The sequence below is a fragment of the Catellatospora methionotrophica genome (genome assembly GCF_011297335.1).
GTDB lineage: Bacteria > Actinomycetota > Actinomycetes > Mycobacteriales > Micromonosporaceae > Catellatospora > Catellatospora methionotrophica.
Genome location: NZ_JAAOTJ010000032.1, coordinates 29817 through 50490 on the forward strand (window position 1 = coordinate 29817; position 20674 = coordinate 50490).

Sequence of the window (20674 nt, forward strand, 5' to 3'; positions counted from 1 at the left end):
ATGCGCTGGGGGTTACACGTCCGAGGCTTCGCGCTCAAGCCCTACCGTACGGTGCTCAGACGCGGTCCAGCGGCAGGTGCGGTTCGGCGGGGAGCTCGACGGTGACCGTGTCGCCGGGGCGCACCGGGCCGCCGGTCAGCACGATGCTCATGATGCCCGCCTTGCGGACCAGGTTGCCGTCGGCGTCGCGGTGGACGACCTGCTTGAGCAGGCCCGGTTCGAAACGGTCGATCTGCGGGCACGGGTTGCGCAGTCCGGTCACCTCGACGGCGGCCTGCGGGCCGAAACGCAGCACGGTGCCCCGGGGCAGTGACAGCAGGTCCAGGCCTCGGGTGGTGATGTTCTCCCCGAGCTGGCCGGGGGCGACCTCGAAGCCCTGCTCGCGTACCTCGTCGTGCAGTTCGGCGTGGATCAGGTGGACCTGGCGCAGGTTCGGCTGGGTCGGGTCGGCGGCAACGCGGGACAGGTGCTGCACGGTCACGCCCGCGTGCGCGTCCCCGGCCACCCCGATTCCCGCGACCAGCTCGATCTCGTCGAGGTTCGGCTTGCTGAATCGGTGCTCGGCGTCCCGGCTGACGGCCACCACGATCGGAGCGGACATGCACACATTCTCGCATCAGCCCGAACGGGCCGGATCGGCCCAGGCGGCGAGCGCCGTGAAGTCGCCGTCGCGCAGGCCGAGGCGGGCGTCGACGCGGTGCACCAGCGCCCGTCCGGGGTGGGCCGCGCCGATCCACGCCGTGTCGGCGTCGCTGACCTCGTCGTCGACCCAGGCGAAGTCACGGCCGCCGGCCCACTCGACCAGGCGGCGGGTCTTCCAGTGCACGCCGTCCCGGACCGCCGAGCGCGGCTGCGGCCAGTCGACCACGGGCAGCTCCGGCAGGCCGAGCACGGGCGCGATCCACTCGTTCGCCTCGTCGGTCCAGGTGGTCGCCCACACCAGGTCATAGGGCAACGCCAGCAACTGCGGGCCGTGGTCGGCCCGCGCCACACTCGCAGCGGCTTGCGGCGGCGGCCGTACATGTCGTAGCCGTAATCCGAGGCGGTGGTGATGCGATGCGTGAGGTAGCCCTCGGGGCGGCGGCTGGGCTTGGCGGCGTACGGGTTGAGTGGTCCGTCGACGTCGAGGAACAGCAGCGGCCGGGTCATCGGCGAACTGTAGCGGCGGCGGGCCGGGCGGGTCCGCTGGTTTTCCGGGTCCGGGGCCGCAGAATCATGTCATGGCATACGGGGTGATTGCTGACGAAACCGCCAACGAGCGGCTGGCGGTGCGGGTCGCCGGGGTTGTTCAGGGGGTGGGGTTCCGGCCGTTCGTCTACACCCTCGCGCAGCGGCTGCACCTGCATGGACACGTCGGCAACGACACCGAGGGCGTGTTCATCGAGGCGGAGGGGCCGCGCGCCGCGCTGGACGTGTTCCTGTGCGCGCTCGACCTGGAACGCCCGCCGCTGGCGGTGATCGACTCGATGACCGCCGCGCCGCTGCCGGTGACCGGCGCGCCCGGTTTCAGCATCATGCCCTCCGACGCGTCGGGCCCGCCGGCCGCGCAGGTCGCCCCCGACGCCGCGACCTGCGAGGCGTGCCTGGACGAGACCACCGGCGGGGGCGGGCGGCGGCAGGGGTACGCGTTCACGAACTGCACCCACTGCGGTCCCCGGTTCACCATCGTGCGCAACGTCCCTTACGACCGGCCGCACACGACCATGGCCGGGTTCGCCATGTGCGGCGACTGCGCCGGCGAGTACGCCGACCCGGCCGACCGCCGCTTCCACGCCCAGCCCGTGTGCTGCCCCGCATGCGGGCCCCGGCTGAGTCTGCTCAGCATGGACGGCAGTTCGCTGCTCACCGCCGGTGCCGACCCGGTCGCGGCCACGGCGCGGCTGCTGCGCGGCGGGGCGATCGTCGCGATCAAGGGACTGGGCGGCTACCACCTGGCCGTCGACGCGACCCATCCCGAGGCCGCCGCCCGGCTGCGGGCCGCCAAGCACCGCGAGGACAAGCCGTTCGCGCTGATGGTGGCCGACCTGTCCGAGGCCGCCGGGATCGCCGAGGTGGAGCCCGCCGCGGCACGGCTGCTGCGCCACCCGGCCCGGCCGATCGTGCTGCTGCCCCGGCGCACCCGTCATCCGGCGCACCGGATCGCCGAGGCCGTCGCGCCGGGCTGCGGCGAGCTGGGCCTGATGCTGCCGTACACGCCGCTGCACCACCTGCTGCTCGCGACGCTCGTCCGACCGCTCGTGATGACCAGCGGCAACGTGTCCGACGAGCCCATCGCGTACCGCGACGACGACGCGCTGACCCAGCTGGCCGGCATCGCCGACGTCACGCTGACCCACGACCGGCCGATCCACCTGCGCACCGACGACTCGGTCGCGCGGGTGGTGCGCGGTGCGCCGACGCTACTGCGCCGCTCGCGCGGGTACGTGCCGCGCCCGGTGCGGCTGCCGATCAAGCTGCGCCGTCCCGTGCTCGGCTGCGGTGCCGCGCTGAAGAACACGTTCTGCCTGGCCCGGGGCGAGTTCGCGACGCTGTCGCACCACGTCGGCGACCTGACCAACGCGGCGACGTATCGCGCGTACACCGAGGGGGTCGGGCATTTCGAGCGGCTGCTCGGGATCACGCCGGAACTCGTCGCGCACGACCTGCACCCCGATTACCCGTCGACGGCGTACGCGCTGGAGCGGGACGGGGTCGAGGCGGTCGGGGTGCAGCACCACCACGCGCACATCGCGTCCTGCCTGGCCGAGCACGGCGAGCGGGAGCCGGTCATCGGGGTCGCCTTCGACGGGCTCGGCTACGGCGACGACGGCACGCTGTGGGGCGGCGAGATCCTGGTCGCGGATCTGGCGGCGTACACCCGGGTGGGTCATCTGGCGACGGTGCCGATGCCCGGCGGCGCGGCGGCGGTCCGCGAACCCTGGCGGATGGCCCTGTCCTACCTGGACGCGCTCGGCGGCGAACTGCCCGGGGTGGCGGTCGCGCAGCGGCACGCCCACGCGTGGCGGCCGCTGCGCGAGGCGGTGCGGGCCGGGGTGAACGCGCCGCTGACCTCCAGCGCGGGGCGGTTGTTCGACGCGGTCGCGGCGCTGCTGGACCTGCGCGACGAGGTCACCTACGAGGGTCAGGCCGCGATCGAGCTGGAGCAGGTGGCGCAGCGCGGCGAGGTGGCCGGTTACCCGGCGGAGATCGCCGAGGACCCGGTGCTGACCCTGCGCGGGGCCGACCTGGTCCGCGCCGCGCTGACCGACCGGCTGGCGGGGGTGGGCACGCCGCAGATCGCGGCCCGCTTCCACGCCGGGGTCGCCGACCTGATCGTGAACGCCTGCCTGCTGGTACGCGAGCGGCACGGCCTGCACACCGTGGCGTTGTCGGGCGGGGTCTTCCAGAACACGCTGCTGCTGGGCCGGACGCTGGACGGGCTGACCCTGTCGGGGTTCCGGGTCCTCACCCACCGGCAGGTCCCCTGCAACGACGGCGGCCTCAGCCTCGGCCAGGTCGCCGTGGCCGGCGCCCGCGACCGGCACTGAGCGGGCCTGCCGCCACGGTTGGCAGGGTTCAGTCGATGAGGCGCTGGACGCCGTCGAGGATGACGTCGAGTCCGAACGCGAAGGCGTGCACGGGGTCCGCGGAGGCCTGGTAGACCTGGCTGCTGGCCTCGCCGACGCGACCGGCGAGCGGGAAGTCGTGGCCGGTCATGACGCGTTCCAGGACCGGGGCGGTGGCACGCCACCATTCCAGTTCGGTCAGGCCGGAGTCGCGCTGCGCGCGGGCCAGCCCGGCGTGGCTGCGGGCGACGCCCTCGACGTGGGTGAGGACCAGGGTGAGCACCGAGTCCATCTGCACGTCGGTCAGGCCGATGCCGTCCAGCACGCGCAGCTCGGCCTCGTACTTGAGCAGGGCGTTGGGGCCGAGCGTGGGGCGGCCGCCGGTGGCGTCGAGCAGCCACGGGTGGCGCAGGCTGAGGTCCCAGTTGCGCTCGGCGACGTACCGCATGCCCGCGCGCCAGCCGTCGCGCCCGGACGGGTCGTCGACGCCGGTGTAGAGCTCGCCGATCACCGTGTCGACCATGAGGTCGTTGAGCTCGGTCTTGCCGGGCACGTGGGTGTAGAGCGACATGGTGCCCGAGCCGATCTTGTCGGCGACCCGGCGCATGGTGGCCGCGTCCAGCCCTTCGGCGTCGGCCAGCGCGATGGCCGCCTCGACGATCGCGCGGACCGTCAGGCCGGACCGGCCGGGTCGGGTGTGCGAGCCCCACAGCAGCGCGAGACTGCGACCCGGGTCGCTCTTGGCACTCACAGGAACACTCCACCTCGCCACGTCCGTCGGCGTACATCGTACGGCACCCGCGTCGTCACGAGCCTTTCCGGGCATAGTCAAAGAAGTGTTTGACATTTCGTATTGCCAAAGTAGTCTTTGACATATGGACGTCAGTGACCCCACGGCGATGCGCGCCCTGGCCCACCCGCTACGGCTGGACCTGCTCGAACTCCTCGGCGCGACCGGCCCGGCCACCGCCGCGCACTGCGGCCGCATCCTCGGCGTGCCGCAGGCGAACTGCTCGTTCCATCTGCGACAGCTCGCCAAGTACGGCTTCGTCGAGGACGCCGGACCCGGCCGGGACCAGCGGGAGCGGCGCTGGCGGCTGCCCGAGGGCTCGACGCGGCTGCGCATTCCCGCCGGCGCCGACAAGGTCGTACGCCGCGAACTGGAACGCGTGGTCGTCGAACGGGAGACCCGCGCGATTCTCACCCACGTCGACCACAAGGCCCGCGACCTGGACGCGACCGGCGACCAGCCGACGCAGCGCCTGGCCCACGCCGTCGTCGCGCTGTCCGCAGCGGAGGCCGAGCAACTGTGGCGGCAGTGGACGGCGCTCCTGGAGCCGTACGCCGCCCGAACCGCCACCGAAGGCCAGCACTACCTGCGGTTCTTCGCCGCGGCGACCCCCATCGCCGGCACCGGCCCGAAGGAGGACGGCGATGCCGCCGACAACTGACCACCCGATCGCCGGGTCCCTGGATGTGGTGTGGAACTCCGGCATCTCGCGCGACGAGCCCCCGATCCAGGTTCACGCGTACACCGAGAACACGGTCATCCTGCGGCAGAGCAAGGCGACCAGTTACGAGGCGCCGTTCCTGTATCTGCTGTTCGGCGACGACAGGGCACTGCTGCTCGACACCGGCGCGACCGGCGACCCGGCCGCGTTCCCGTTACGTGCCACCGTCGACCGGCTCGTCGACGGGTGGCTCGCCGCCCATCCGCGCGACGGATACGCGCTAGTCGTCGCCCACAGCCACGGGCACGGTGACCACGTGGCCGCCGACGAGCAGTTCGCCGACCGCCCGGCGACCACCGTGGTCGGGCGCGACCTGGACGCGGTGCGCTCGTTCTTCGGCATCGCCCACGACCGACCCGACGACATCGCGGCCTTCGATCTCGGCGGGCGAGTGCTGGAGGTCATCCCGTCACCGGGACACCACGCCGCGGCCATCACCGTCTACGACCCGGCCACCGGGATCCTGCTCACCGGCGACACCGTCCTGCCGGGACGGCTGCTCGTGTTCGACGCCACCGCCTACCGGGCGACGATGGACCGCCTGGTCGCCTTCGCGGCCCGCCGACCCGTGACGCACGTGCTCGGCTGCCACGTCGAGATGACCCGCCGCCCGGGGCGCGACTTCCCGATCGGCGCGACCCGGCAGCCGGGCGAGCGCGCCCTGGCGATGACGCCGCAGCAGCTCACCGCCGTCCGCGACGCGGCCGTCGCCATGACCGGCCGCCGTGGCGTGCGCCGGTACGACGACTTCATCCTGTACCACGAACCGCGCCCGTGGGACCTGCGCCGCCTGCTCACCCGAGGCCGCGTCCACCAGGCCTGGGCCAGGGTGTTCCACCGCTGAGCACATCGCGCCGGTCACGGCGTCCCACTCCGGGCCGCCGTGACCGGCGCGGTGGCGGTCAGGTGAGGTTGGGGCGCAGCCAGCGTTCGGCGTCGGCCAGGTCCGCGCCGCGGCGGGTGGCGTAGTCCTCCAGCTGGTCGCGGCCGATACGGCCGACGGTGAAATAGCGCGAGTCCGGGTGCGCCAGCAGGAGGCCGCTGACGGCGGCGGCGGGGGTCATCGCGTACGACTCGGTCAGGCCCATGCCGATCTTCTCCGCGCCGAGCAGGTCGAACAGCTCCTGCTTGAGGGTGTGGTCCGGCGTGGCCGGGTAGCCGAACGCGGGGCGGATGCCGCGGAAGCGCTCGGCGTGCAGCTCCTCGATGGCCGGGTCGGCGTCCGGCTCGAACCAGTCGCGCCGCGCCTGCAGGTGCAGGTGCTCGGCGAACGCCTCGGCGAGCCGGTCGGCCAGCGCCTTGACCATGATCGCCTTGTAGTCGTCGTGCTCGGCCTCGTACTTGCCGGCCAGCTCGTCCGCGCCGTGGATGGCGACGGCGAAGCCCCCGATGTGGTCACCGGCCGGGGCCAGGTAGTCCGACAGGCAGCGGTTGGGCCGACCGGCGGGCTTGACCGTCTGCTGGCGCAGCATCGGCATCCGGCTCTCGCCCTCGATGACGATGTCGTCGCCCTCGGCGTGCGCGGGCCAGAAGCCGTACACGCCCTGGGCGCGCAGCGAGCCGTCCGCGATGATCTGGTCGAGCATCGCGTTCGCGTCGTCGAACAGTTCACGCGCCTGCGGCCGGTCCAGGATCGCCGGGTACTTGCCCTTGAGCTCCCAGGCCAGGAACAGGAACTGCCAGTCGATCATCTTGCGCAGCTCGGCCAGGCTCGGCGTGACCTCGCGCAGGCCGGTGAAAGCGGGCACGGGCAGGTCCGTGAAGTCGGGCCGTTCGGCGTTGGCCCGCGCCTGCGCCAGGGTCAGCAGCGGCTGGCGGGTCTTGTTGGCGTGCTCGTCGCGCAGCCGCGCCTGCTCGGTGCGGTTGTTGTCGGCCAGCTCCTCGGCCCGCGCGGGGTCGAGCAGCTGCGACACGACGCCGACGACGCGGGAGGCGTCGAGCACGTGCACGGTCGCCGACTCGTACGCCGGGGCGATGCGCACCGCCGTGTGCTGCCGGGACGTGGTGGCCCCGCCGATCAGCAGCGGCAGCTTCAGCCCGCGCCGCTGCATCTCCTGGGCGACCGACACCATCTCGTCCAGCGACGGCGTGATCAGCCCGGACAGGCCGATCACGTCCGCGCCCTCGGCGAGCGCGGTGTCCAGGATCTTCGCTGCGGGCACCATCACGCCGAGGTCGACGACCTCGTAGTTGTTGCAGCCCAGCACGACGCCGACGATGTTCTTGCCGATGTCGTGCACGTCGCCCTTGACGGTGGCGAGCACGACCTTGCCCTGGCCGCGCGTGGTCTCGGCCCGGCCCTCGCGGCGGGCCTGCTCCTTCTCGGCCTCCATGTACGGCTCCAGGTAGGCCACCGCGCGCTTCATCACCCGGGCGCTCTTGACCACCTGCGGCAGGAACATCTTGCCCGCGCCGAACAGGTCTCCGACGACCTTCATGCCGTCCATCAGCGGGCCCTCGATGACTTCGAGGGGCCGGGCCACCTGCTGGCGGGCCTCCTCGGTGTCCTCCTCGATGAAGTCCACGATGCCGTGCACCAGCGCGTGCGACAGCCGCTGCGCCACGGGGGCCTCGCGCCAGGTCAGGTCGGCGACGCGCTTGGTGCCCTGCCCGCTGACCGTGCCCGCGTACGTGACGAGCCGGTCGGTGGCGTCGGGACGGCGGTCGAACAGCACGTCCTCGACGAGCTCGCGCAGCTCGGCCGGGATGTCCTCGTACACGGCGAGCTGTCCGGCGTTGACGATGCCCATGTCGAGCCCGGCGCGTACGGCGTGCAGCAGGAACGCCGAGTGCATGGCCTCGCGCACGATGTCGTTGCCGCGGAACGAGAACGACAGGTTGGAGATGCCGCCGCTGGTCCGCGCCCCGGGGCAGCGGGCCTTGATCAGCGGCAGCGCGTCGATGAACGCCTTGGCGTAGCCGTTGTGCTCGGCGATACCGGTGGCCACGGCCAGCACGTTCGGGTCGAACACGATGTCCTCGGCGGCGAACCCGGCCTGCTGCGTCAGCAGGTCGTACGCCCGCCCGCAGATGCTGACCTTGCGCTCGACGGTGTCGGCCTGGCCCTGCTCGTCGAAGGCCATGACGACCACGCCCGCGCCGTAGCCCTGGATGCGCCGGGCCTGGTCGAGGAAGACCTCCTCGCCCTCCTTGAGGCTGATCGAGTTGACCACGCCCTTGCCCTGCACGCACTTGAGCCCGGCTTCGAGCACGGACCACTTCGAGCTGTCCACCATGATCGGGATGCGAGCCACCTCGGGCTCGGTCGCGATCAGGTTGAGGAACGTGGTCATCGCCAGCTCGCTGTCGAGCAGGTCGGCGTCCATGTTCACGTCGAGCAGGTTGGCCCCGCCGCGCACCTGGTCCAGCGCCACGGCGACCGCGCCCTGGTGGTCGTCGGCCTCGATGAGGCGGCGGAACTTCGCCGAGCCGGTCACGTTGGTGCGCTCGCCGATCATGACGAAGCCGGTGTCGGGGCCGATCGCGAACGGCTCCAGCCCGCTGAACCGGGTCGCCTTCGGCAACTGCGGCACCACGCGCGGCGGCAGGCCCTTGACGGCCGCGGCGACCTGCGCGATGTGGTCGGGCGTCGTGCCGCAGCAGCCGCCCGCGATGTTGACCAGGCCGGACGTGGCGAACTCGCCGAGCAGCACCCCGGTCTGCTCCGGCGTCTGGTCGTAGCCACCGAACGCGTTGGGCAGGCCGGCGTTGGGGTGGCTGGCGGTGTAGATCCCGGCGAGCCGGGACAGTTCCTCGATGTGCGGGCGCATCTCGGTCGCGCCGAGCGCGCAGTTCACGCCGACGATCAGCGGCTCGGCGCGTTCGATCGAGCGCCAGAACGCCTCGACGGTCTGCCCGGACAGGGTGCGGCCGGACAGGTCGACGATGGTCACCGAGATCCACAGCGGCAGCTGGGGCGCGACCTCGCGCGCGGCGGCGATGGCGGCCTTGGCGTTGAGGGTGTCGAAGACCGTCTCGATGAGCAGGATGTCGACGCCGCCTTCGGCGAGTGCGGCGATCTGCTCGGCGTACGTGGCGAAGACCTGGTCGTAGGAGGCGGTCCGGTAGGACGGGTCGTCGACGCGCGGGGACAGCGACAGGGTCACGTTGAGCGGGCCGACCGACCCGGCCACGAAGCGCCCGCCGAACTCGTCGGCGGCCTGCCGGGCCAGCTGCGCGCCGCGCAGGTTCATCTCCCGCACGTGCTCGCCCAGGCCGTAGTCGGCCTGGGCGATGCCGGTCGCGGTGAACGTGTTCGTGGAGGTGATGTCCGCGCCCGCGGCGAGGTAGCGCCGGTGCACGTCGAGGATCAGGTCGGGCCGGGTCAGGATGAGCACGTCCGGGTTGCCGGTGAGGTCGTGTGAGTGGTCGGCGAAGCGGTCGCCGCGGTAGTCCTCGGGACCGAGCCGCGCGCCCTGCAGCATGGTGCCCCACGCGCCGTCGAGCACCGCGATCCGCTGGTCGAGCAGCGTACGCAGTTCCTGCACGCGGGTGGCGGAAGAAGAAGACCGGCTCAACGCGAACACCTCCGAAAGAACTCTCGGAGGCGCCCTTGCAACGGTGTGTCCAGCCGAGCGTGGCGGGCTGTGCCCGTTGCAGCGCCTCTCGACCTGAACACGAAGTTTACCGCCCGCCCGCCGCCTCCACGATCACGGCACCGCCCGTGTCCCGTTCTGCGGGAAACGATCGACCGTTCCACCTCGATCATCCGACTTGCCAGGCACCTGGGCGTATCTTGATCGACCTTTCGCCCACCTGCCGGGCAAGTCCGACGATCGTGTGCGCCGTCCCGCGATGCGGACGCCTCCGTGGCGGTCAACGCCACGGAGGCGTCCTTCGTTCCCGCGGCTCAGGCGAGCGGGCGCAGGGCGTCGACGAGCGGGGTGGTCGGGCGGCCGGCCAGGCGGGACAGGTCGCCGGTGGTCAGGGCCAGCGCGCCGTCGCGGATGTCACCGTCGACGGCGACCAGGAAGCCCGCGGTGCCCGCGTCGAGGCCCGCCTCGGTGAGCAGTTTCAGGTGCTCGTCGGCCGACTCACGCCGGTAGACCACGTCGCGGCCGAGCACGGTCGCGAACGCCGCGGCCAGCTCGTCGAAGTCCCAGGCGTGGTCGCCGGACAGCTCGTAGACCGCGTTGGAGTGCCCGTCACCGGCCAGCGCGGCGGCCGTGGCGGCGGCGTAGTCGGCGCGGGTGGCGCTGGCGACCCGGCCGTCCCCGGCGCTGGACAGCACCACGCCCGCGGCGCGGGCCTGCACGAGCGCGGGCGCGTAGTTCTCGGTGTACCAGCCGTTGCGCAGCAGGGTGAACGGGATGCCCGACGCGCGGATCGCCTGCTCGGTCGCGACGTGGTCGGGTGCCACCGGCAGCGGGGACGCGGCCGCGTCCAGCACGCTGGTGTACGCGATACGGGCCACCCCGGCGGCCTTCGCCGCGTCGATCACGGCCTGGTGCTGGCCCACCCGGCGACCGACCTCGCTGCCGGAGACCAGCAGCAGGGTGTCCCCCTCGGCCAGCGCCGCGGACAGCGTCGCCGGGTCGTCGTAGTCGAAGCGCACGACGCGTACGCCGAGTGCGGCGACGTCGGCGAGGCGGCTCTCGTCGCGGGCTCCGGCCACGATCTGGCGGGCGGGCACGCCCCGGTCCAGCAGCGCCGCGACGACGAGTCGCCCGAGCTGCCCGGTGGCCCCGCTGATGACTATCGACATGACTTATTTCTCCCACACTGTCCAGGCGGTCCGGGCACGATCGCCCAGGCCGCAGGGCTCGATCCAAAACGGGGATGACTCCCCGTTTGACGTTCGACCGTAGCACAACCGGGGAGAGTCCCCCACTTCGCTATGCTGGACGGCATGGCCCCCACCGCGCTGCGCGCCGACGCCGAGCGCAACCGTCGTCGCCTCGTCGACGCGGCCCTCGCCGTGTTCAGCGAGCGCGGGCTCGACGCCCCCCTCGACGACATCGCGCGCCGCGCCGGGCTCGGCAACGCCACCCTCTACCGGCACTTCCCCGTCCGGCGCGACCTGATCGCGGCCGTCTACGCCGAGACGCTGGACGAGATCGTCGCGACCGCCGAGCGGGCGACCGCCCAGTCCGACGCCTGGACCGCGTTCCGCGACCACCTCGTCTACCTGTGCGGCGTGCAGTCGCGGTGCCGGGCGACGTCCGACCTGCTCACCGCGGCGGTAGCCGGGGTGCCGGGACTCGACGCGCTGCACGAGCGGGCGTACCAGGGGCTGCAGGTGCTCATCGAGCGCGCGCAGGTCGCCGGTGAGCTGCGCGCGGACTTCCGGCACGAGGACGTGGTCCTCATCCTGATGAGCAACGCCGGGCTGATCGAGCGCACCGCCGAGGCCGCCCCGGACGCGTGGCGGCGGCTGCTCGCGTACACCCTCGACGGGTTGCGGGCCCCGGGCCGCACGCCCGCGCCGCCGAGTCCCGGCGTGGCGCGCGTGGTGGACGCGATGCGCGAGCGCGGACGGCGCTTCAGCGGCGAACCGGCGCAGGGACATCACGCTTCGTAGTCGCCGGTGACGCATGGGGGCGTCACGGCAGCCGAAATGATTTCGGCACATTCCGAAAGCGTTGCGGTCGCAGGTGGTACGGCATACCCGAATTTGCCTGTATGCATGCCATTGACATCGATCAGACCCTCTGCCTGAATGGACCGAAAGCGTTTTAGATCGTCTTCGTTCGATCATCCGGTGGCAGCTCACCGCCTGCCGCGCACCACACGCACGGTGACGGTTTCACCGTGCCCGCTCCCTCCCGATGCGCGTATCCCGGCGCGCTCGCCGAAAGGACGCCCATGCACCCCTCCCCACCCCGCCGCCGATGGCCGGTCATCGTGGTGACCCTGCTGGCCCTCAGCGCCGCCGCCCCCGCCTCGGCCGCCCCGGCCGGCGCGCAGGACGGCGCCACCCCCGCCGCCCCCGGCCTGGTCTACTCCGGACTGGCCGCCGAACGCACCGGCGCGTGCGCCGGCATGTACCGCGTCACCGGCATCAACGCGACCATGTGCACCCACGGCCCCGACCCGGCCCCCGCCGGGCTGTCGGTCACCCGGTCCGTCGCTCCCCTGCCCGCGCGGGCCGCCACCGCGGCCTCTCCGCTGGCGCTGCCGGTGTGCGAGGGCGACGGCACCACCGGCCGCCGCGTCGAGGTGCTGTACGTACACGGCAGCACCAGCCGCTACAGCCAGTACCTGGAGACGTTCCGGCAGCTCGCCGAGCAGGTCGACGTCATCTTCAACGAGAGCGCCAAGGCCACCGGCGGGGAGCGGCACGTCCGCTACGTCACCGAGACCGTCGGCGGGGCATGCCGCCCGGTCGTACGCGACGTGCAGATCGCGGACTCGGCGCTCAACGCCAACGACTGGGCCCCGCTGCTCAACGCCGTCAAGGCCGCCGGCTACGCCCGCACCGACCGCAAGTACCTGCAGTTCGTCGACGCGAACGTGTACTGCGGCATCGGCGGGTTCGCCGGAGACACCCGCAAGAGCGACGCCAACCGGTCCAACACCGGGCCGGAGTACGCCCGCGCCGACAACGGCTGCTGGACCGCCGGGGTCGCCGCGCACGAACTCGGGCACACGCTCGGCGCGGTGAACAACAACGCCCCCAACGCCTCCGGCGCCGCGCACTGCGTCGACGAGTACGACGTCATGTGCTACAAGGACGGCCCCAACGTGGTGCTGCGCTACTCCTGCCCGAGCCAGGCCCTGGACCAGCGGCTGGACTGCAACCACGACGACTACTACCACACCAACCCGCCCGCGGGCAGCTACCTGGCGACCAACTACAACGTCGCTGACAACCTGTTCCTGATCAAGGGCGGCACCACCACGCCACCGTCCACCAACCTCGCGCTGAGCGCGACGGCGAGCGCGTCCTACACCTCGGCGTGGGAGAGCGTGCTGGCGGTCAACGACGGCATCGACCCGCCGTCGTCGAACGACACCGTCAACCGCCGCTGGGGCACCTGGCCCAACACCGGCCAGCAGTGGGCCCAGCTGACCTGGTCGGCCGCGCAGTCGGTCCGTGTCGCCGACGTCTACTTCTTCGACGACAACGGCGGCGTACGCCTGCCCGCGTCCTGGTCACTGCAGTACTGGAACGGCACCGCGTACGTCGCCGTGCCCGGCGCATCCGGCTACCCGGTGGCGGCCAACCAGTACAACCGCGTCACCTTCACCACGGTCAGCACCACCCGGCTGCGCGTCGTGCTCAACAGCGGCGCGGGCTCGGTGGGCCTGCTCGAAGTCAAGGTCACCAGCTGACGATCCGTAAGGAAGGGCACCTTGCCGACCACATTGGTGCGCAAGGTGCCCTTCCACACCACTCAACGAGGGTGGGCAGGGAGGACGCGTGTGAGAGCGGGATGGCGGGTGATGGTCGCGGCCGGTGTCGTGGCCGGGTTCGTGCTGGGGATGGGGGCACCGGCGGGGGCGCATCGGGGTGTGCTGCCGACGCTGCATGCCGACGGGCGGGGGTCGGTCTGGGTCACGCTCGCGTGGGATGACGGGCACCCGGTCACCGAACCGGGGCTGGCGATGCTGTCGGCCAGCAGCGATGGCGGGGCGAGTATGCCGGTCACCGCACTGCGCCCGCTCCCCCACGACCCGGCGACGCTGCCGTTGCCTGGTGCGCTGGCCGCAGGCGCGTGGACGGTCACCGTGGACGTGGCCGCGCCGGGGGTGGCGTACTGCTCCGCGCGGCTGCGGGTCGCGGCGGACGGCGTACCCGAGACGATCCCCTGCGCCACTCCTGGCACGGCCGGTCCGGCCGCCCCGGTCGCCGCGCCCGCGTCCGGGCCGCCCGGCTGGCTGGTCGGCGCGCTGGGCGTGGCAGCAGCCGTCGGCCTCGGCGCGCTGTGGTCGCGCCGCTGCGCCAAGCGACGCCCCGCACGCCGCTTCGCATCCCCCCTTCGATAGACGCTGGCCTATCTGGATGAACTTTTCGTGATCAACTTCATCCAGATAGGCCAGCGTCTATGAGCCAACGGCGCTCACACGGCGCGGAGTGATCGCGTGCGATCGACCGGCAGTGCATAAGTAACTTCTATAAGCTCGTGATATGTTTGAACCGTGGTTACGACACCGGCTGCCGGTTCCGCCGACACCGCGCAGTACGACCTGGCCCTGACCGTGCAGCGCCTGTTCGCCGCGTTGCGGCGGCTCAGCCCGCCCGGCATCAGCCTCAGCGCCGCCGCCACCCTGGCCACCCTCGAACGCGAGGGCCCCCAGCGGCTCACCGAACTCGCGGTGCGCGAGGGCGTCACCCAGCCCGCGATGACCCAGATCGTCACCCGCCTGGAACGCGACGCGCTCGCCGCCCGGACCGCCGACCCCGCCGACCGTCGCGTCGTCCTCGTCGAGATCACTGCGGGCGGGCGCGACCTGCTCCGCCACCGCCGCGACGTACGTGCCGAACGCGTCGCGGCCCTGCTGGCCCAGCTCGACCCCGCCGACCGGGCCGCCATCGAGGCGGCCCTGCCCGCCCTCGGCCGACTGGCCGACCACGCCACCACCGCCTGACCGGTCACCGCCGACCGACGCGACTCGACCGACGCGACCCGCCCGCCTGACCCGACAGCCGAAGGCAACCCTCATGAACAGCCACGAAGCCCGCTACAAATGGGTCGCCCTGTCCAACACGACGCTCGGCATGCTGATCGCCACGATCAACTCGTCGATCGTGCTGATCTCGCTTCCGGCGATCTTCAACGGCGTGGGACTCAACCCGCTGCAGCCCGGCAACGTCGGCTACCTGCTGTGGATGCTGATGGGCTACATGCTGGTCACCGCCGTACTCGTGGTCACCCTGGGCCGCCTGGGCGACATCTACGGCCGCGTACGCATCTACAACCTCGGCTTCGCGATCTTCGCGGTCACCTCGGTGATCCTCGCCCTGGACCCGTTCACCGGCGGCGCGGGCGCGCTGTGGCTGATCGGCTGGCGGGTGGTGCAGGCCGTCGGCGGCGCGATGCTGATGGCCAACTCCGCCGCGATCATCACCGACGCGTTCCCGGCCCGCCAGCGCGGCACCGCACTGGGCATCAACGTCGTCGCCGCCATCGCGGGCTCGTTCATCGGCCTGGTGCTCGGCGGACTGCTGGCCGAGTGGAGCTGGCGCTCGATCTTCTGGGTCAACGTGCCCATCGCGGCGGTCGGCACGATCTGGGCGTACCGGTCGCTGCGCGACAACGGCGAGCGCCGCCCCGGCCGCATCGACTGGTGGGGCAACGTCACCTTCGCGGCGGGCCTGACCATGCTGCTGGCGGCGATCACCTACGGCATCCAGCCGTACGGCGGTCACCCGATGGGCTGGACCAACCCGTGGATCATCGCCGGGCTGACCGGCGGCGTCGTACTGCTGGCGCTGTTCGGCCTCATCGAGACCCGCGTCGCCGAGCCGATGTTCCCGCTGCACCTGTTCCGGATCGCGGCGTTCACCGGCGGCAACGTGGCCAGCCTGCTCGGCTCGATCGCCCGGGGCGGCCTGCAGTTCATGCTGATCATCTGGCTGCAGGGCATCTGGCTGCCCCTGCACGGCTACGACTACGAGTCGACGCCGCTGTGGGCGGGCATCTACCTGCTCCCGCTGACGGTCGGCTTCCTGGCCGCCGGGCCGCTGTCCGGCGCGCTGTCGGACCGCTACGGGCCGCGCCGGTTCGCCGCGGGCGGGCTGCTGCTCATGTCGGCCTCGTTCGCCGCGCTGCTGCTGGTGCCGACCGACTTCCACTACGGCGTGTTCGCGGCACTGGTGTTCCTCAACGGCTTCGGCGGCGGCCTGTTCTCCGCGCCGAACACCTCGCTGATCATGTCGAGTGTGCCCGCCCACCTGCGCGGGGTCGCCTCCGGAATGCGCGCCACGTTCCAGAACGCGGGCATGGTGCTGTCGATCGGCGTCTTCTTCTCGCTGATGGTGGCGGGCCTGGCCCGCTCGCTGCCGACGGCGCTGGACGCGGGCCTCACCGCGCAGGGCGTGCCCGCCGGGGCCGCGCACGCCGTGTCGCAGCTACCGCCGGTCGGCACGCTTTTCGCCGCGTTCCTCGGCTACAACCCGATCCAGGAACTCCTGGGTCCGCAGGTGCTCGGCGAGCTGCCCGCGGCGAACGCGGCCGCGCTGACCGACCGCCAGTTCTTCCCCGACCTGATCGCCGGCCCGTTCCACGACGGCCTGGTCATCGTCTTCTGGCTGGCCATCGTCATGGGCGTGCTCGGCGCCGTCGCCTCCCTGGCCGGACCCCGCCGCAGAACCACCGCCGGTGAACCCGACGCCGAGGAGGTCCTCGACGAGATGTACGGCGCCCAACCCCTGAACCCCGTCCCCGTCACCCAACCCGCCCACCGCTGAGCGCGCCTGTGCCGCACGGATGGGTGATCGTGGTAGTCCGATCGGCGCTTATCCTGGGCGGCGCGCGGGCCTAGCGTGTGGGGCATGACGGCATTCCGCAGCGCGCGTCCGGCGGCGCGGGCCGCGGCGGCGCTCCTGGCCATCGGGTTCGTGGCAGCGTGCGACGGCTGGCCCGCCGCCGCGCCCGAACCCGCCCCGAGCTGCGCCGCACCCGTACGCTGTGTAGCCGTAGGCGGGCTGGCCACCACGGTCGCGTTCAGCCCGAACGGCAGCCGCTACGCGGTGGGCGGTTTCGGGGCGCTGCACGTGTTCGACACCGCCACCGGCGCGACGGTCGCCTCGATGCCGGTGCGGGACTTCGAACCTGTCTCCCACCTGGTGTTCAGCCCCGACGGCAGCCGCCTGGCGACGCCGGTCGAGGGCGGCGTACGCCTGTGGGACACCGGCACCGGCCGCCCCGCGGGCACCCTGACCGGGCATTCGCGCATACCCATGGACCTGGCCTTCAGTCCCGACGGCACGCTGCTGGCCGGGGCGGGGCACAACGGCGTGGTCCGGCTGTGGAGCGTTGCCACGAACAAGACCGTCGCGGTGCTGACCGGGCACACCGACTGGGTGGGCGCGGTCGCGTTCAGCCCAGACGGGACCACCCTGGCGTCCGCGGGCCAGGACGGGCTGGTCCGGCTGTGGCAGGTGGCCACCGGCACCGTCACGGCGACGCTGACCGGGCACGAGGGCCCGGTCCAGGACCTGGCGTTCGCCCCCGGCGGCAGGCTGCTGGCCAGCGCCGGCAACGACGGCACCGTGCGGATCTGGGACGTCGCGGGCGGGGCCGCGCCGCACGTGATGTCCGGACACGACGGCGTCGTCTACACGGTCGCGTACAGCGCCGACGGAGCGTCCCTGGCCAGCGGCGGCTGGGACGGCACCGTCCGGTTGTGGCGCGCGGCCGACCACGCGCAGGCCGCGCTGCTGCCCGGCTGGATCCGCGAGGCCGACGGCCACATGGGCGGCGTCTCCGGCGTCGCCCTCAGCCCCGACGGTCACACCGTCGCCATCGCCGACGGCGCCGACCGCGTCCGCCTCTGGCCAGTCTGACCACCACCCCCAGCGAGCGCGCCCCGCGCCCCGCGCCCCGCGCCCTCCGCGCAACTCTTTAAGAGTCGCGGCTATGAGAGCGACCTGAGGCCGCGACTCTTTAAGAGTTGCGGCAGAAGGGGCGGCCGGGCCGGGCGGCGGCGGGGCGGCGGGCGAGGCTGGGCGAGGGTGGGCGGCGGGTGAGGGTGGTGACACGCCGGGGAGCCCCGCTCGGCTCCCCGGCGGGAGTCAAGGAGTGGGGTAACCCGGGCGCGCCGCCTTTCCACGTGCGACGCGCCCGGCCCCCACCGACATCAACCGAGCCCGTTGCGCCCGATGACGCCGGCAAACCAGCGGGCACTGTCCTTCGGAGTGCGCCGCTGGGTGTCGTAGTCGACATGCACGATGCCGAATCGCTTGCCGTAACCGTATGCCCACTCGTAATTGTCCAACAGCGACCACGCAAGATATCCACGCATGTCCGCTCCCTCGGACAGCGCCGCGTGCACGGCCCGCAGATGCCCGTCGAGGAAACCGATCCGGTCGGCGTCGGCGACCCGTCCGCCGTCGAGCACGTCGTCGTACGCCGCCCCGTTCTCGGTGATCATCATCGGGGTGCCGGGATAGTCCGTGGCCAGCCGCATCAGCAGCTCGTACAGCGCGGACGCGTCCACCGGCCAGCCCATCGCGGTCACCGGGAGGTCCTGCTGGACGTACTCGCAGCCCTCGCTGCCCGGGTTGGCCGGTCCGCAGTCGACGCCGACCCCGGCCCGCACCCGAGACGGCTGGTAGAAGTTCACCCCGAGCAGGTCGATCGGGGACGCGATCACGTCGGAATCCCCGGCCAGGATCAGCTCGTCGACCCCGAACCGGCCGAACAGCGCCAGCATGTCCTGCGGGTAGCCGCCGCGCAGGGTCGAGTCCAGGAAGATCCGGTTGTGCAGGCCGTCGATGTGCCGCACGGCGGCGAGGTCGTGCGGATCGTTCGGATCATCCGGGCGTACGCACGCCAGGTTCAGCGTCAGCGACACCTCCCTCGCCCCGCCCGCCCGCAGCGCCTGCACCGACAGCCCATGCCCGAGCAGCAGGTGGTGCACCGCCGACAGCGCGGCGACCGGGTCCGTGCGGCCCGGCGCGTGGTCCCCGCTGCCGTAACCGAGGAACGCCGAGCACCACGGCTCGTTCAGCGTGGTCCAGGTACGCACCCGGTCCCCCAGCCGCCCTATCGTCGCAGCGGCGAGGTCGGCCAGGTAGTACGCGGTGTCCCGGTTGGTCCAGCCGCCCCGGTCTTCGAGCACCTGCGGCAGGTCCCAGTGGTAGAGCGTCACCATCGGGTCGATGCCGTTGTCGAGCAGCTCGTCGACGAGCCGGTCGTAGAAGTCGAGGCCACGGGCGTTGACGGGGCCGGAGCCGTCGGGCTTGATGCGCGGCCAGGCGACGGAGAACCGGTAGGTGCCCAGCCCGAGCTGCTTCATCAGCGCGACGTCGTCGCGGTAGCGGTGGTAGTGGTCGCACGCCACGTCCCCGGAGTGCCCCTGGAAGACCTTCCCCGGCGTACGCGCGTACGTGTCCCAGATCGACGGCGTCCGGCCGTCCTCGGTCGCGGCCCCCTCGATCTGGTACGAGGCGGTCGCCGCGCCCCAGCGGAAGCCCTCGGGGAACCGGAGTCCGGTCAGCTCGTCGAGCCGCCGGTCGGGTGCCACAGCCGTCACGACTTCACCGCTCCCTGCATGATTCCTCCGATGATGTACTTGCCGAGCAGCGCGAACACGACCAGCAGCGGGATGGTCGCGATGGCGGTTCCGGTGAGCGACAGCGAGTAGTCCTGGATGTAGCCGCTGGCCAGGGTCGACAGCGCGGTCTGTACGGTCGGGTCCTCGGGGGTGAGCACGACCAGCGGCCAGAAGAAGTCGTTCCACGCCGACATGAAGGTGAGCATGCCCAGCACGGCCGCCGCCGGTTTCGACGCGGGCAGGACCACGTGCCAGAAGATCCGGAACGTGTGGCAGCCGTCGACGCGGGCGGCCTCGATCAGCTCGCTGGGCACGGCCTCGCGCAGGAACTGGGTCATGAAGAAGACGCCGAACGCGGTGACCAGGCCGGGTGCGACGACGGCGTACATGGTGCCGGTCCACTCGATCTTCGCCATCAGCAGGTAGAGCGGGATGATACCGAGCTGGGTGGGGACCATCATCGTCGCGATGACCATGACCAGCATGGCGTTGCGGCCCTTGAAGTTCAGCTTCGCGAACGAGAACCCGGCCAGCGTGGAGAACAGCACGACGCTGATCGTGATCGAGACGGAGACCAGGAACGAGTTGGTCAGCGCCCTGGCGAAGTCCACGGTCCCGAAGGCGCGTTCCAGGTTCGCGAAGAGGTTCGGGCCGATGCCCAGCGGCGGCGGGACCTGGCCCAGGATGCCGTTGTCGTGCGACGCCACGACCAGTGACCAGTAGAGCGGGAATCCCGAGAACAGCGCGAGTCCGGCCAGCGCCAGGTAGGCGAGCTTGCCGGGACGCCGGTCGGCCATGAACGACTTCCGGCGTCGCCGGATCACCTGCGGCTCGGCCGCGACAGCGGGAGCCGTGCGGGTCGGCGCACCGGTCAGGGGTGTCGTGGTGGTCATGAGGACCTCCGCAGGCGGCTGGTCAGGAAGTAGTTGATCGCCGCGACGATCACGATGATGCCGAACATCGCCCACGCCGCAGTCGAGGCATAACCGAAGTCGAACCGGGAGAACGCCACCTCGTACAGGTACAGCGACAGCGTCTGGAACTGCCGGTCCGAGCCGCCGGTGACCGATGCCCCACCGAACAGCAGCGGCTCCGCCAGGACCTGCATGCCGCCGATCGTCGACACGATGACGGTGAAGATGATCGTCGGGCGGATCGCCGGAACCGTGATCCGGGTCAGCTGCTGGAAACTCGACGCCCCGTCGAGCGAGGCCGCGTCGTAGAGGTCCTTGCTGACGGCCTGCATCGCGGCCAGGTAGATCAGCGCGTTGTAGCCCGTCCACCGCCAGATGATCATCACGGAGATCGCGATCTGCGAGGAGGCGGTTCCGGCCTGCCAGTCGATACGCCCCAGCCCGAGGGTCTCCAGCAGCCAGTTGACCAGACCGTAGTCCTTGCCGAAGATCTGCCCGAAGATGATCGCCACCGCGGCCACCGACGTGATGTTGGGCAGCA

Annotated in this window: 17 protein-coding genes; 9 read left to right on the forward strand and 8 right to left on the reverse strand. The window is 71.9% G+C overall.

Features of this window, described 5'->3' with window-relative positions:
• Window positions 1-55: 55 nt before the first annotated feature.
• On the reverse strand, window positions 56-601 hold the full coding sequence (locus HAV40_RS35610; RefSeq protein WP_166388703.1) for an MOSC domain-containing protein: 546 nt from the start codon (window positions 599-601) through the stop codon (window positions 56-58).
• A gap of 15 nt (window positions 602-616) precedes the next feature.
• Window positions 617-991 (reverse strand): hypothetical protein, encoded by a 375-nt coding sequence (locus HAV40_RS35615; protein ID WP_203672163.1) that lies wholly within the window; start codon window positions 989-991, stop codon window positions 617-619.
• 229 nt (window positions 992-1220) lie between these two features.
• Between HAV40_RS35615 and hypF the strand changes: the two genes are divergently transcribed.
• Window positions 1221-3527, forward strand: coding sequence for a carbamoyltransferase HypF (hypF, locus tag HAV40_RS35620; protein ID WP_203672159.1), 2307 nt, complete (start codon window positions 1221-1223; stop codon window positions 3525-3527).
• Window positions 3528-3555: 28 nt separating this feature from the next.
• On the opposite strand, the gene HAV40_RS35625 is transcribed toward hypF, so the two are convergent.
• Window positions 3556-4296 carry a TetR/AcrR family transcriptional regulator gene (locus tag HAV40_RS35625; RefSeq protein WP_239087037.1) on the reverse strand — a complete coding sequence of 247 codons (741 nt, stop codon included), beginning with the start codon at window positions 4294-4296 and terminating at the stop codon, window positions 3556-3558.
• A 124-nt stretch (window positions 4297-4420) separates the two neighbouring features.
• On the opposite strand from HAV40_RS35625, the gene HAV40_RS38200 reads away from it, so the two are divergent.
• Window positions 4421-4996 (forward strand): winged helix-turn-helix domain-containing protein, encoded by a 576-nt coding sequence (locus HAV40_RS38200; RefSeq protein WP_203672156.1) that lies wholly within the window; start codon window positions 4421-4423, stop codon window positions 4994-4996.
• Window positions 4980-5900 (forward strand): MBL fold metallo-hydrolase, encoded by a 921-nt coding sequence (locus HAV40_RS35635; RefSeq protein WP_166388705.1) that lies wholly within the window; start codon window positions 4980-4982, stop codon window positions 5898-5900. Before HAV40_RS38200 ends, HAV40_RS35635 begins: the two co-directional genes overlap by 17 nt.
• A gap of 58 nt (window positions 5901-5958) precedes the next feature.
• Here HAV40_RS35635 and metH read toward each other — a convergent pair whose 3' ends face one another.
• Both metH and HAV40_RS35645 read right to left on the reverse strand, forming a co-directional pair.
• Window positions 5959-9573, reverse strand: coding sequence for a methionine synthase (gene metH, locus HAV40_RS35640; protein WP_239087036.1), 3615 nt, complete (start codon window positions 9571-9573; stop codon window positions 5959-5961).
• Window positions 9574-9905: 332 nt separating this feature from the next.
• The gene (locus HAV40_RS35645) at window positions 9906-10760 is read right to left on the reverse strand and encodes an SDR family oxidoreductase (protein ID WP_166388706.1); all 855 of its coding nucleotides are present in this window, start codon (window positions 10758-10760) and stop codon (window positions 9906-9908) included.
• Window positions 10761-10904: 144 nt separating this feature from the next.
• Here HAV40_RS35645 and HAV40_RS35650 point away from each other — a divergent pair, with 144 nt between their 5' ends.
• The 6 genes from HAV40_RS35650 (at window position 10905) to HAV40_RS39020 (ending at window position 17507) form a co-directional block, all read left to right on the forward strand.
• A complete protein-coding gene (locus HAV40_RS35650) occupies window positions 10905-11576 on the forward strand; it encodes a TetR/AcrR family transcriptional regulator (RefSeq protein ID WP_166388707.1) in 672 nt (223 codons plus the stop codon).
• 284 nt (window positions 11577-11860) lie between these two features.
• On the forward strand, window positions 11861-13330 hold the full coding sequence (locus HAV40_RS38760) for a hypothetical protein (RefSeq protein WP_239087035.1): 1470 nt from the start codon (window positions 11861-11863) through the stop codon (window positions 13328-13330).
• A 90-nt stretch (window positions 13331-13420) separates the two neighbouring features.
• Window positions 13421-13984, forward strand: a complete 564-nt coding sequence (locus HAV40_RS35660) for a hypothetical protein (protein ID WP_166388708.1) — start codon at window positions 13421-13423, stop codon at window positions 13982-13984.
• Window positions 13985-14137: 153 nt separating this feature from the next.
• Window positions 14138-14587: a MarR family transcriptional regulator gene (locus tag HAV40_RS35665; protein ID WP_166388709.1), complete on the forward strand. Its 450-nt coding sequence runs from the start codon at window positions 14138-14140 to the stop codon at window positions 14585-14587.
• A 73-nt stretch (window positions 14588-14660) separates the two neighbouring features.
• Complete coding sequence (locus HAV40_RS35670) at window positions 14661-16409, forward strand: MFS transporter (RefSeq protein ID WP_166388710.1); 1749 nt, start codon at window positions 14661-14663, stop codon at window positions 16407-16409.
• Window positions 16410-16493: 84 nt separating this feature from the next.
• Entirely contained in the window at window positions 16494-17507 is a 1014-nt protein-coding gene (locus HAV40_RS39020; RefSeq protein ID WP_166388711.1) for a WD40 repeat domain-containing protein, read from the forward strand.
• Between the two features lie 293 nt (window positions 17508-17800).
• Here HAV40_RS39020 and HAV40_RS35680 read toward each other — a convergent pair whose 3' ends face one another.
• The 3 genes from HAV40_RS35680 to HAV40_RS35690 all read right to left on the reverse strand — a co-directional run.
• The gene (locus HAV40_RS35680) at window positions 17801-19162 is read right to left on the reverse strand and encodes a GH1 family beta-glucosidase (protein ID WP_166388721.1); all 1362 of its coding nucleotides are present in this window, start codon (window positions 19160-19162) and stop codon (window positions 17801-17803) included.
• A gap of 32 nt (window positions 19163-19194) precedes the next feature.
• Entirely contained in the window at window positions 19195-20016 is an 822-nt protein-coding gene (locus HAV40_RS35685; protein WP_166388722.1) for a carbohydrate ABC transporter permease, read from the reverse strand.
• Window positions 20017-20108: 92 nt separating this feature from the next.
• The coding region (locus HAV40_RS35690; protein WP_166388712.1) for a carbohydrate ABC transporter permease at window positions 20109-20674 on the reverse strand (566 nt) is incomplete at its 5' end.

Excerpts from the sequence above, each read along its gene's own strand:
- HAV40_RS35685 (WP_166388722.1), bottom strand. The coding sequence starts at position 20,016 with ATGGCCGACCGGCGTCCCGGCAAGCTCGCCTACCTGGCGCTGGCCGGA.
- HAV40_RS38200 (WP_203672156.1), top strand. The coding sequence starts at position 4,421 with ATGGACGTCAGTGACCCCACGGCGATGCGCGCCCTGGCCCACCCGCTA.
- HAV40_RS35645 (WP_166388706.1), bottom strand. The coding sequence starts at position 10,760 with ATGTCGATAGTCATCAGCGGGGCCACCGGGCAGCTCGGGCGACTCGTC.
- HAV40_RS39020 (WP_166388711.1), top strand. The coding sequence starts at position 16,494 with ATGACGGCATTCCGCAGCGCGCGTCCGGCGGCGCGGGCCGCGGCGGCG.
- hypF (WP_203672159.1), top strand. The coding sequence starts at position 1,221 with ATGGCATACGGGGTGATTGCTGACGAAACCGCCAACGAGCGGCTGGCG.
- HAV40_RS35610 (WP_166388703.1), bottom strand. The coding sequence starts at position 601 with ATGTCCGCTCCGATCGTGGTGGCCGTCAGCCGGGACGCCGAGCACCGA.
- HAV40_RS35650 (WP_166388707.1), top strand. The coding sequence starts at position 10,905 with ATGGCCCCCACCGCGCTGCGCGCCGACGCCGAGCGCAACCGTCGTCGC.
- HAV40_RS38760 (WP_239087035.1), top strand. The coding sequence starts at position 11,861 with ATGCACCCCTCCCCACCCCGCCGCCGATGGCCGGTCATCGTGGTGACC.
- HAV40_RS35670 (WP_166388710.1), top strand. The coding sequence starts at position 14,661 with ATGAACAGCCACGAAGCCCGCTACAAATGGGTCGCCCTGTCCAACACG.
- HAV40_RS35635 (WP_166388705.1), top strand. The coding sequence starts at position 4,980 with ATGCCGCCGACAACTGACCACCCGATCGCCGGGTCCCTGGATGTGGTG.